The sequence below is a fragment of the Agitococcus lubricus genome, assembly GCF_003051055.1.
Classification (GTDB): Bacteria; Pseudomonadota; Gammaproteobacteria; order Pseudomonadales; family Moraxellaceae; genus Agitococcus; species Agitococcus lubricus.
The window spans coordinates 34,446-46,522 of record NZ_QAON01000002.1; the positions used below are offsets into that span (position 1 = coordinate 34,446).

Below are 12,077 nucleotides of genomic sequence, written 5' to 3' on the forward strand. Positions count from 1 at the left end.
ACATCGCAGGTTATTGTTTGATACACAAGTCCTAAGCGCGCAAATAATCGTGCAATAATGCCCAATCAAAAGCCGAGCCAGGGTCTGTTTTACGTTCAGGTGCAATATCTGAATGACCTGTAATATGGTCTTCAATCGCAGGATAGGTATGTTTTAGCACACAGATAATATCAGCAAGTTGACGATATTGTATGGCTTCGTAAGCAATATCATCAGCACCTTCTAATTCAATTCCAATAGAAAAATCATTACAGTTATCGCGTGTTTGATAACGTGATTGCCCTGCGTGCCAAGCACGGGCACTAAACGGGACAAACTGTATGACTTCACCCTGTCGTCGGATTAACAAGTGGGCAGATACACGCAAATGCGCGATTTCAGCAAAATAGGGGTGTGCTTGTGGGTCTAAACAATTGGTGAATAGTTGCTCAATATACGCCCCACCAAATTGCTTAGGGGGCAAACTGATATTATGCACAACCACAAGAGAAATTGGAGTTGATGGCCGTTGGTTAAAATTAGGTGATGGGCAATGACGGGCTGGCCATAACCAACCTTCGTCATCCACATAAAAGTCCATATGATTCATCAGTTTTGTTGCTTGGCTTGTTCGCCCAAGGTACGTAAATTGCCAATGACTGACTCTAAGGCACGGTCTAGTACTTGTGCCTCTTCGATAATACGGGCACGGCCTTGACTCATATCTACGGCCAACTTCATGGCGGTCATCTCTGCCACTTTAATCCCTCGACGATTCGCAAAAATCAGTTTATCCACCGAGCGGATACGCGCCACTAATTTGTGACGGTCACGTCTATCGGTTTGAATAAATTCTACCCAACTCCCCACATTCAACTGATTGACTTTTTGCACATGTTCGTTGTCGCTCGGTAATGTTTCGGATACGACAGGTTGTAAACTATCACTTGGCAAGACAACGGCTTTGGTATCTATATTATTGGCGTTGATTTGGTCAGCATTGACCACACCCGAGCTAGGGGCATCGGTTCGGGCTGCCTCGGGGTCTAAGACGGTCACGGTTGGCATCTCTCGACCCACAATTAATTCATTATGTATTTGAGCCAATTCACGCAATAAGGTCTCGGTGGCCAACGCATCATAATTAACTGCCGCTAAGCCCTTTTTCAAACTATTCATCAGTTTGGGAGACACATTTTTAAGTCGAGCCACCCAGTCGGGGCTAGGTTGAGGCACTACACTCCAAACCACCGCATCCACGACTTTGACAGCTTGTTTCCACGGCTCAGACTCTGTCCCCTCTTTTAAGCAATTAATATATAAAACATGTTTCCAACCTTCTTGCAACAGCTTAACCACTACCAGTGGGAGTTGGCGCCCTGTTAAGCGTCGATTTAAGGTTTGTTGCACCATCGCTCTGGCCATATCGGCACGCGCACGTCCTTCTTCCGCTTCACGGGTGCGTTTATCAATGGACTCCGTACGTTTTTGTTGTTGGTCATAAAAACTACTAAAGTCACTGAGTAACTCATCAAAAATACTGAGGTCAGAAATAAACTCATTGAGAATTCGGAAAACCACTTCTTCAATTTTGGTATAGAGGGCATCCCCGCCAGGGTCTTTTTGATTCCAACCAATCCCTGCTTTAGCTAATAAGTTAAGCAGTTGACGTGCTTTATGTTTTTCGGCATTGAAGAACGATTTGTCAATAATCGCTACTTTTAATAAGGGAATTTGTAGACGACCTAATAAGGCTTTCATTGCTGTAGGCAAGTCGTCATCATCTAAAATAAAGTCAAACAGCATAGACACTAAGTTGATGACGTCTTCATCGGCCTGCTTGACCGCCTCTACGGTTTTTTCATCGGACTTAAGACTTTTACGAATACCCCCACGGACTTCGGTCACGGTCGGCGAGGAGTCGTCTTCTACCAATTTTGCTTTAGGCTGCGACTCTTGCAGTTTGGATAATAAAGATACCAATTGCTCCGTCGCTAAGGCCTGTACTTGTGCGGTTGCCGCGATATTTTCAGGTACAATGGGCACAGCAGCCACACTACCGCCTACCGCGGATGCCGATAACAAACCCACACCACCACCGCCCACATACTGGCCACCATGATAGGTTGCGCCTGTTACGGCCGCTTCGTTCGTGTTGGGAGGAATAGGTAAGCCATCGGCAGATGAGCCGCTTTTACCAATGCTATGCACATCGCGTAAAAATGAAAAAATATCCTCTGTATCTAGTTTGGTTTCTGGTTCATCTTTTTTATTCGCTTGTTCGGCTTTTTCTTTTTCTTTTTGTGCCATGACCTCGTCATAGTCACTTTCGCCTTTTTTGCCGCCAAAGCTTGCTTTAAGGTCGGGCAATACGCCACCATCCACCAAAATATGATTAGCCTCTTCCAAAATAGGCCACAGTTGCACTAAAAACTCTTGCTGAAACACACGTAAGATAACGACTTTTTGTGTGACGCCTAAGGCTAAATGCTTGATTGCCGTTTGAAAATGCCCCGCTAATGCGCCTGTGTCGAGGGGAAAGTTTTTGTCGGTCAAATTGACATTCGGCATTAAATGCTGAAAGCGCTGGCGCAGTAAATTATATAAATTAGCATAGTCCAGACGGGTACGTGCCACCATACTATCAATGGTGATAGTAATTTCCATATCTTCAGTATCAACCAAAGACAAAGACTCAAAATCGAACTTATCAAAACCCGAGGCTTTTTTACTGGTTTCAGACACTTGGGTTAAATTAGGAAGCTGTAAAAAGCTATTAGCCACACTGCGACTGACGTCTAATTCAATCTGAGCACGATGGCGACGAAACTCAATGATAATATCCATATAACGCTGCTGTTCGGCGTCACTCAAGCCTTGACACCATTGGTAGATGATTTCTTCCAATCGGTTAATCATGTTTTTGAGAGAGGCATCTAAGCGTGCTTGTATGTTGACACGTAAGCCTTCCAAGACCGCAGGAAGCTTTTGTGGATTATTCATTGGGCTCTTTCCTGACTAATGCAATTTTTACCATGCCGTAACAATAGCCATACTGACACTGTATTAAGCGAGGTCATGTGGCTGAGTGACTGATGCAGAAGACTTGCGCACAATCCAGACCTTTATCTCGTTACAGTTGTTTATGCCTAACTATTGGGCTTTTTTCGTATTATGGATAAGTACTATCGACTTATCTTTCCTTATTTAATTCGCAAAAACGTCGTGCATTGCTACACGGACACTTTCGACATCCGACTCACGCACCCCTTCTTTTGCGGACGTTTTCTCTATTCTTATCAGTTCACTAACTTTAACCGTCTATACGTTACAATTAAATACATGTCATGATATTTTCGTAGGATTATTTACAACTCGGTCACGTTTTTTATATTTCGTTCGGCAATTCAGACTGCAATTACTTTTTTAGCATAACACGCATACCATGACTTATCTGTGATGAATCGCCTATAATGGCAGCAAGCCTAAACTTAGGAATGACTAAATTGCATATCGGCATCCATAGGCCTTAGTCATACCATACTTGCCTTGACTTAATCTACCATTTATTTAGTTAGCTTTTATGATTCCAAACTCTTTATTAACCGAAGCCATACAGTCCAATATTCGTTTTGCCCTCAGTGAAGATATAGGTACAGGTGATGTGACTGCATTACTCATTCCCGCAGAGCAAACAGCAACCGCACGCGTGATTACCCGTGAGCCGATGGTCTTAGCGGGTCAACCTTGGGTGGATGCCTTGTTTCAACAAGTCGACCCGCAAGTGTCGGTGGAATGGTTAGTCCCTGAAGGTACTTTTTTGACTGCTAATAGCGCATTTTTACGTTTATCAGGTAATGCGCGTAGTTTATTAACAGGCGAACGCCCTGCATTGAATTTTATTCAAACCCTTTCGGGGACAGCAACCAAAGTCCATGAGCTTGTTGGTTTGTTAGCTGGTAGTAAGACACAACTCTTAGATACCCGAAAAACTTTACCTTGTTTACGGATTGCTCAAAAATATGCGGTGGGAGTTGGCGGTGGGAAAAATCATCGTTTAGGCTTATTTGATGCGTTTTTAATTAAAGAAAATCATATCATGGCGGCTGGCAGTATTGGGGCAGCCGTACGCGCGGCACGGCAGATTGCAGACGACAAACCCGTCGAAGTTGAAGTCGAAAACTTTATCGAATTAGACCAAGCCTTAGAGGCAGGGGCAGACATTATTATGTTGGATAACTTCAGTTTGGACGATATGCGTAAAGCGGTATTACATACAGCAGGCCGAGCCAAGTTAGAGGCTTCGGGTAATATTACAAAAGACACACTCCGTGTTGTTGCCGATACAGGCGTCGATTTTATTTCGATGGGCGCGATTACTAAAGATTTACAGGCGATTGACCTTTCTATGCGCTTTATCTAACAAGCAGCACCTTCGCCTCTGAACGACAGCGCATGACAGACGGCACTGCCTTCTGCTATACTCTACCCCACTCAAGGCTTAAGATACGTTAAGCCTGACCCTGTCTTTGGGGAGTAGTCGTTGTTGATTTTTCAACAAGTGTACATCAACACAGTTGTTCCACAGAACATGGTGTACACGGCAGATGTATCATAACACATTGCTTGGCGAGACCATTGATTTAACCATCTGTTCAAGTCGGCCAGATGCGTTGAGTCATGGATATTCGCCGACTTGGAGCTTGTTATGTATGCATTTGTGCTTGCAACCATTCTTGTCGCACTTGCCGAAATGGGTGATAAAACCCAACTCTTAGCATTTTTACTTGCCGCACGTTTTCGTCAACCTCTCCCCATTATTGCGGGTATTTTTGTCGCAACCATTATTAATCATGCGGGTGCAGGTGCATTGGGTGTATGGCTGACACAACTTATAGGTACTGATAGTTTACGTTGGTTGCTAGGCTTAGGTTTTATTGCCATGGCCGCATGGATGCTAATACCCGACAAGTTAGAGGATAACATGGCACAAAGTCCACGTTTTGGCGTCTTTGGCACAACCTTGATAGCGTTTTTTTTAGCCGAAATGGGGGATAAAACCCAAATTGCTACCGTTGCCCTGAGTGCAAATTATGCCCAAGACTTTGTTTGGGTCATTATAGGAACAACACTGGGGATGATGCTTGCCAATGTCCCTGCTGTGTATCTAGGCAATCATTTTGCCCAAAAGCTACCCCTCGCGTGGATTCATGGTGTCGCGGCGCTTATTTTTGCAGTCATTGGGGGTTGGATTTTGATTGGTGGGATGGATATGAGGATGCTTACTCACTAATTTACATCCACAATTCGTTTGCTTATTATGTAAATTGATGGCCTCTTTATACTAGGGGCCGTTGACATATTCACTCATTAAATTAATAAGGAAAGCGCAAATTCGCTTTCAAGAGGCTAAGTCTTTAGCTTTTTTTTTGCTATGATGGCAACTACCTACATTACTCACAGTTATCACGGATATGATGTTTATTGCTCGTCTCATTTTTTGTTGGCTGTTACTCACCCATAGTATCGCTCACAGTGCCGCTAATACAAAGTCTGAATATAAAATCACCCCCACGCCAACGTGGGTGAAAACGATAGACTACAAAACAACCGAGCATAGCCCACAACAGCAAGCACTAGACTATGTGTTAATGGATGACCAAGTTAATACCCTGCAAGGCTTGCAACAGTACCGTCATCGCGTTATCTCACCACTGACGACTGTTGGCTTAGAGCAAATATCCGAGTTAAAACTCAGTTTCAACCCTGCTTTTGAACAATTACATATTCATCAAATTATCATCAAACGCGACAATAAGGCTCGTGATATTACCAATACGGCTAAAGTACGCGTCATTCACCGCGAAGAGCAGTTATTTGAAGGGATTCAAGATGGCCAAGCAACGGCTATTGTGATTTTAGATGATGTACGTGTTGGCGATATCATTGACTACAGTTATTCTGTGCTGGGTAGTAATCCTATTTTTGCCAATAAACGCTTTGGTTTTTTACCTTTAGACATGCCTTTAGACGTTGGCACACTGTCAGTACGTTTATTAACAGACCCCAAAAAATCGACCGAGGTGAGTTTGTTTAATAACACGAAAGTACAGTTGCGTAAAACAACGAGTCCTACGGTCAATGAATACAGTGTCTTTGAGCAAAAGGTCAGTGCCATCAATGCCGAAGAAGCGACACCCGCATGGTTCTCTGCGTATAGCTGGTTAGAATACTCACAATACGAATCATGGGCAGATGTCGACCAATGGGCTCAAGCCTTATACAACATGCCCATTAAGTCTACGCCCATTTTTGAGAGTACCTATCAACAATTAGCCAGCAAAAGCAAAGATAAGGCTGAGTTTATCAGTAATGCCCTATTTTTTGTCCAAAACGAGATTCGTTACTTAGGTCTGGAGTTTGGCGAAAACTCACACAAACCGCATAGCCCCAGTGAAGTATTACAAAATCGCTATGGCGACTGCAAAGATAAAGCGCTACTACTGAGCAAACTCTTACAACAACATGGCATCACGGCGCTACCTGCCTTAGTTTCTACACAATTTCAAAAGGGTATCGCCCAAGAAATTCCTAGTCCTGGTTTATTTAACCATGTGATTACCTATGTCGAATTTAATGGTAAACATTATTGGTTAGATGGTACACGCCGTTATCAAGCAGGGTCGCTAGACAAAATTGGTACTCAAGACTTTGGTGTTGCCTTAGTGATTGGTCATCCCAGCAAAAAACTTATCACGATGTACGAAGAACTCAGCCCCAAAACCTCATTTGAAGTAGAAGAACATTTTTACGCTAAAGACTTTAAGGGCACTGTGGACTATCACATTACGACCACGTTATATGGCAACTCGGCCGAATCTCAACGCGAATATTTTTCTAATCGTAGCCCTACCGAAGTACGTAAGGCGTTTGCTAATTTTTATAGCCACTTCCACGACGATTTAAGTATTGTCAAACCTTTAGAATATGAAGACGACAAAATCAATAACCGTTTTATTATTCGGGAGTATTACCAACTGGATAATTTTTGGCAAACAGAGACCAACAAAAATAAGCCTATCTTCAAAGCACCTATTATTTTAACGGCTTTTAGCGACCAAATCTCAGTACCACAAGCGATGATTCGCACTAGCCCGCTTGCACTGCCTGCACCGAGAACGATTAGCAGCCGTATTTATTTACATCTACCCAGTGATGTTAAACTGAATTTTGATGGCAAAGTCAGTTCGATAGATAATCCCAATTTGAGTTTTAATAGTTTAGACCGTTATTACGATAAAACTTATTATAACCACTCTGAGCTAGTGATTAAAAATAACATGGTCGAAGCAAAAGACTTCAAAGAGTTTAGTAAAGATGTGCGGGAAACCAAAAAACAATGGGAATACAGTATATTCTTCCCAACGCCAGAAAATAATGGCTATACCGACATTCTTAAACTACAAAATAAACTAGAGAACAGTAAATAGTTATGTTGAAACCTTTTATCTTAGCTATCGCTTGTATATGTAGTAGTGTACCTGCATACGCCGCCTTAAGTCAGGACAAACTATTTAGCACTTACAGTTTACATGATTTTTGCTTGGACTTAGTGAGCGAAACCAATAAGAAAAACCCTGATTTTTTATTAAGTCGGGTTGCATTTGACCAATTTGAACAAGATTTTATTGATAATACGAATGTCAGTGCCAAGAATTTACAAATACCCAGCATTGAACAATCGTCAACGCCGCAAAGTATTCGACTCAACACGCAATTAAAGCCAATCAATCCGTCCATATTAGGCTTAGAAACGCTACCAACAAATGCCGACAAAAAAGAGTCTTCCGACTTACGTACTAACTTACGTGAATTAACCGAGTTTAAATCCGATTTTATTCGTGCTTTTAGCCGTGGCATCAAAAAACAGCTTACCCCAAGTCTAGACCGTTTTGCCCCCACATGGAAAAAGACATTATTTACGCCTATTAATGAGCAACGCGCTTATTGTGCCATGATGGGCGACCCCTTTAATGATAATGATTATATTTCTTACGCCCTCTTATTAACCTTAGAATATAAAGACCAGCGATATAGCATTAGTGATATTCAAGACTCTAATTTATTTTTATCGTATCGTGATGCCTATCGTGAGGATGTCCCCGAATTATTTTTAACGTTTTTAGCCGAAAAATTAGAAACGCCTCATTATGAGTTTGACCCACTCTATCAGTTTTTAACAGCCCTCAAAGAGCGTAATGCCAAACATATTTTTCAGGCATATGAAAAACTCCCACCAAAACAACAGGCTAATAAGTTATTTTTACAGATGATGATTAATGCCATTGATAATGACGAGACCGTTTACCAGCAAGTATTGACTCAGTTATCCACGGTCATCCCTCATGATACACCGTCATATTTGCTCGTGAACTTGTATACACAACGAGCCATGTTTCAAGAAGCCTTACAAAACTTAGAAGTGATTGAGAAAACTTTTGGTTATCACCCCAGTTTAGACATTGTCCGTTTAAGTCTGAGTATCTTGAAGCAAGATAACCCTATCCATTTAAATCATCTAGCGTCTGCTCTCAAGCGAGATGATGGCTACGATTTGATTTATTGGAATTTATTGAAACAATGGGTCAAACAAGGCCGTTACGAAGATAGCTTGATTGTCTTGGACGTGCTAAAAAAACGCTTTTATATCGACTTAAATGATACTAGCTTCTTAAGCAGTGTCGAATACAAAGAATTGTTTAAGTCTAAAGCCTATAAACAATGGAAAGCTAACAATCCTTAACCACTGCTATGCGTAGCGAAGGATTGCGAAAGCCATACGTTTTTGCCGTGTATTTTGTCAATCAGCAAGATACACTGTAAGGCCTGTTGACGCTTTGCGTGTGAGCCGCAATCAAAACCTCAACAGCCCCTACTCATATGTCCATTTTATGTTTAGCAAAAATATTATGTTCTGGATTCGTTGCTTTAGCTATTGTTGTCTGCTGCTGACACTATCGGCGTGTACCAGCAATAGCGTTTTTATGCCGTATCCTGCGCGCGCCCTCCAGTATCAACAGGCTCTCAGCCAAGCTCAAATAGACAGCGCCATCAAAAGCAGTAGTAAACAACTCAAAGGCAAAGATGCGCTACTGGCACACTTAGAACAAGGTCGACTCTATCAATTAGCAGGCAATTATGCGCTCAGTGAGCAACAGTTTAAGCAAGCCTTACAACAGTTTGACGACTTAGACCAACGCGCGACCCTATCTTTGAGTTCGGGACTAGAACAAAGTAGCGCACTGGTCAGTAATGACAATCTGATTCCCTATCAGGGTAATTTATTCGAACGCATCTTTGCACATCAATTTCAAGCCTTTAACTACATTGCGCAAGGTGATAAGAGTGCCGCCTTAGTAGAAATGCGTCGAGCACAATTTTTTCAAGATAAGGCACGCGATAAACAAGCGCCTCCCCCTCCGTCTGAGTTATCCAACGACGCTAATAGCACTTACCAACAACGCCTAGGCTCGACCTATGAGCTGGCACAACGCGTCAATTCCAGCACCGAAAACGCCTATAGTTTTTATTTAGCGGCCTTATTGTATGAAGCCACAGGCCAACTTGATGATGCTTATATTGACTACAAACGCGCCCTCTCCATCGCGCCAAATAACCGTTTTGTACAGCAAGATGTCGCTCGCTTAGCGACGCGTTTACAGCGTACCGACGAGTTAAAACGCTTTAACCTCAAGCCATTAACGGCTAACCTTCCCGCTAATACAGGGACGGTTGTGGTATTGTATGAAGAAGGGTTTGTACCTGCCAAAGAAGAAATCTTTTTACCCTTTCCGTGGCCACAAAGTTGGTATGTGTTAGCTTTTCCCTATTACAAACAAGCATGGCAAGCGACTGAGCCGCTGAGCTTCAGTCTCAATCACCAGTCCCTTGATAGCCAATTATTGGCAGATACGCAAAGTCTGGCTGCTTATGCGCTTAAAGAACAAATTCCTAGCTTACTAGTCAGACAAACCCTACGCGCACAAACCAAACATAAACTTCAACAAGAAGCCAATGATAAAGGCGGCGCTGTGTTAGGTTTATTGGTCAGTGCCTATAATATTTTGAGTGAAAATGCCGACTTACGGAGCTGGCTCACCTTACCGCGCTCATGTCAGGTGGCACGCATTCAGTTAAGTGCAGGACAATACCCATTAACGTTGAGTCCCACACTCAATACCTCGATTACTGTCAACCCACAACAAATCACCCTCGTACGAGTGGTCAAAACAAACAATCATGTTTATGTGGCAAGTTGGCCACTGTAGGAGTCCGTTTATGAAATCTCATCAGTTAATGATTGCAGCACTTGTGATTGGCCTTAGCGGTTGTGCCAGCGTTAAATACGGTGATGCTACCGCCACCGAAACAGTCACCGAACGGTTTGGCTCGACCGATTTACAAATGACTGCCAAAAAAATGACCGAATCTCTACTCACTTCCCCTGTGATTGCTGAAGCTAACGCAGGCAGTAAGCGTCCTGTTATTTTTGTGGAGCGCATTGCTAACAAAACTGACGAGCATATTGATACCGAATCCATTTTAGACAGTATGACCACCAAAATGCTGCAATCTGGCAAAGTACGTTTAGTTGACCGTTCACGCGTAGAGTCAGCACGCAGTGAGTTAAAGTTTCAAAATGCCGATGAATTAGCCAATAGCAAAACGGCGATTGCCTTTGGCCAAATGATTGGTGCGGAATATATGTTTTATGGCAACCTGAGTGCTATTTACAAAGAAGCAGGCGGTACGGGCAGTATTACCAGTAAATTTACCAAAACGCGCGATGTCTATTATAAATTTACGCTGAAACTCATGAACCTCAAAACAGGATTGATTGAGTGGCAAGACGAGCAAGAAATTCGTAAAACAGGCAAAACGGGCTTATTGGGCATGTAATTAGCCGTCACATCTCGTACAATCTACCTCAAGACCTTAGCACAGCTAGGGTCGTCTTACCTTTTAGATTTTTATGGAGTGCTTATGTCCGCACCGACGTTGAATCAATACTTAGCGCAAGCGCAAGTTTCTGTACCATTACAACACCTATTGCTACAAGTCAGTGTGGCTTGTAAATCCATTAGTGCCGCGATTGGTAAAGGTGCTTTAGCGGGTATTTTGGGGCAAGCAGGCTCTGACAATATTCAAGGGGAAGAACAAAAAAAACTGGATGTGATATCCAATGATATTGTCCTCGCCGCAGGCGTAAACTCTGGCAGTATTGCAGGCTTAGCCTCTGAAGAAATGGATGATATTTTTCCTCTACCTGATGGTACACCGTTGGGTGACTATTTAATGTTATTTGACCCCTTAGACGGCTCATCGAACATTGATGTTAACGTATCGGTAGGGACTATTTTTTCGATTTTGAAAAAACCGTTAACAGCACAAAGCGTCATTACTACCGCAGATTTTTTACAAGCAGGTAGCCAACAAGTTTGCGCAGGTTACGCCGTTTATGGGCCTTCTACACTATTAGTCTTAACGTTAGGCAATGGCGTTGATTGTTTTACCTTAGACCGCGAGATTGGTGAGTTTGTGTTAACCCAACGTGGGATGACCATTCCTACGGACACCAAAGAATTTGCTATTAACATGTCGAACATGCGTTTTTGGGAGTCACCTGTTCGTCGCTATGTAGACGAAATGGTGGCAGGTAAAACCAGTGTTCGTGGCAAAGATTTTAATATGCGTTGGGTCGCCTCTATGGTGGCTGATGTGCATCGCATCTTAACGCGGGGTGGTATTTTTATGTATCCCTACGACCTCAAAGACCCCAGCAAAGCTGGCAAGTTACGCTTAATGTACGAAGCCAACCCGATGAGCTTTATTGTGGAACAAGCAGGTGGCGCATCGACAACTGGTCGTGAGCGTATCTTAGACCTCCAACCCACAGGTCTACATCAACGCGTGCCTGTGATTTTAGGTTCTAAAAACGAAGTCGACTTAGTGACGAGTTATCATCACGAGTAGCCTATGGCTTCGACTCACTTCGGCTGCGCTCAGTAACCACCGCTCAGCCAACACGACTCCGCTCA

The 12,077-nt window shown here is 43.0% G+C and carries 9 protein-coding genes and 1 riboswitch; of the genes, 7 read left to right on the forward strand and 2 right to left on the reverse strand.

Annotated features, from left to right (window positions below):
* Window positions 1-31: 31 nt before the first annotated feature.
* On the reverse strand, window positions 32-589 hold the full coding sequence (ampD, locus tag C8N29_RS02625) for a 1,6-anhydro-N-acetylmuramyl-L-alanine amidase AmpD (RefSeq protein ID WP_107864482.1): 558 nt from the start codon (window positions 587-589) through the stop codon (window positions 32-34).
* Complete coding sequence (locus C8N29_RS02630; protein WP_107864483.1) at window positions 589-2,982, reverse strand: DUF1631 domain-containing protein; 2,394 nt, start codon at window positions 2,980-2,982, stop codon at window positions 589-591. Before C8N29_RS02630 ends, ampD begins: the two co-directional genes overlap by 1 nt.
* Window positions 2,983-3,562: 580 nt before the next feature.
* Between C8N29_RS02630 and nadC the strand changes: the two genes are divergently transcribed.
* The 7 genes from nadC to C8N29_RS02665 all read left to right on the forward strand — a co-directional run bounded on the left by nadC (window position 3,563) and on the right by C8N29_RS02665 (window position 12,012).
* Complete coding sequence (nadC, locus tag C8N29_RS02635) at window positions 3,563-4,402, forward strand: carboxylating nicotinate-nucleotide diphosphorylase (protein ID WP_107864484.1); 840 nt, start codon at window positions 3,563-3,565, stop codon at window positions 4,400-4,402.
* Between the two features lie 93 nt (window positions 4,403-4,495).
* A riboswitch (yybP-ykoY riboswitch) is annotated at window positions 4,496-4,636 on the forward strand.
* Window positions 4,637-4,687: 51 nt separating this feature from the next.
* Complete coding sequence (locus C8N29_RS02640; RefSeq protein ID WP_107864485.1) at window positions 4,688-5,272, forward strand: TMEM165/GDT1 family protein; 585 nt, start codon at window positions 4,688-4,690, stop codon at window positions 5,270-5,272.
* A 181-nt stretch (window positions 5,273-5,453) separates the two neighbouring features.
* Entirely contained in the window at window positions 5,454-7,469 is a 2,016-nt protein-coding gene (locus C8N29_RS02645) for a DUF3857 domain-containing transglutaminase family protein (RefSeq protein WP_107864486.1), read from the forward strand.
* A gap of 2 nt (window positions 7,470-7,471) precedes the next feature.
* Window positions 7,472-8,782: a hypothetical protein gene (locus C8N29_RS02650; RefSeq protein WP_107864487.1), complete on the forward strand. Its 1,311-nt coding sequence runs from the start codon at window positions 7,472-7,474 to the stop codon at window positions 8,780-8,782.
* A gap of 148 nt (window positions 8,783-8,930) precedes the next feature.
* Complete coding sequence (locus tag C8N29_RS02655) at window positions 8,931-10,307, forward strand: COG3014 family protein (protein ID WP_146164410.1); 1,377 nt, start codon at window positions 8,931-8,933, stop codon at window positions 10,305-10,307.
* 10 nt (window positions 10,308-10,317) lie between these two features.
* Window positions 10,318-10,938 (forward strand): penicillin-binding protein activator LpoB, encoded by a 621-nt coding sequence (gene lpoB, locus C8N29_RS02660; RefSeq protein WP_107864489.1) that lies wholly within the window; start codon window positions 10,318-10,320, stop codon window positions 10,936-10,938.
* Window positions 10,939-11,022: 84 nt separating this feature from the next.
* A complete protein-coding gene (locus C8N29_RS02665) occupies window positions 11,023-12,012 on the forward strand; it encodes a class 1 fructose-bisphosphatase (RefSeq protein WP_107864490.1) in 990 nt (329 codons plus the stop codon).
* Window positions 12,013-12,077 lie beyond the last annotated feature (65 nt).

Bases quoted from the DNA above. Each gene is read 5' to 3' on its own strand.
- ampD (WP_107864482.1), bottom strand. From the start codon at position 589: ATGAATCATATGGACTTTTATGTGGATGACGAAGGTTGGTTATGGCCA.
- C8N29_RS02630 (WP_107864483.1), bottom strand. From the start codon at position 2,982: ATGAATAATCCACAAAAGCTTCCTGCGGTCTTGGAAGGCTTACGTGTC.
- nadC (WP_107864484.1), top strand. From the start codon at position 3,563: ATGATTCCAAACTCTTTATTAACCGAAGCCATACAGTCCAATATTCGT.
- C8N29_RS02640 (WP_107864485.1), top strand. From the start codon at position 4,688: ATGTATGCATTTGTGCTTGCAACCATTCTTGTCGCACTTGCCGAAATG.
- C8N29_RS02645 (WP_107864486.1), top strand. From the start codon at position 5,454: ATGATGTTTATTGCTCGTCTCATTTTTTGTTGGCTGTTACTCACCCAT.
- C8N29_RS02650 (WP_107864487.1), top strand. From the start codon at position 7,472: ATGTTGAAACCTTTTATCTTAGCTATCGCTTGTATATGTAGTAGTGTA.
- C8N29_RS02655 (WP_146164410.1), top strand. From the start codon at position 8,931: ATGTTTAGCAAAAATATTATGTTCTGGATTCGTTGCTTTAGCTATTGT.
- lpoB (WP_107864489.1), top strand. From the start codon at position 10,318: ATGAAATCTCATCAGTTAATGATTGCAGCACTTGTGATTGGCCTTAGC.
- C8N29_RS02665 (WP_107864490.1), top strand. From the start codon at position 11,023: ATGTCCGCACCGACGTTGAATCAATACTTAGCGCAAGCGCAAGTTTCT.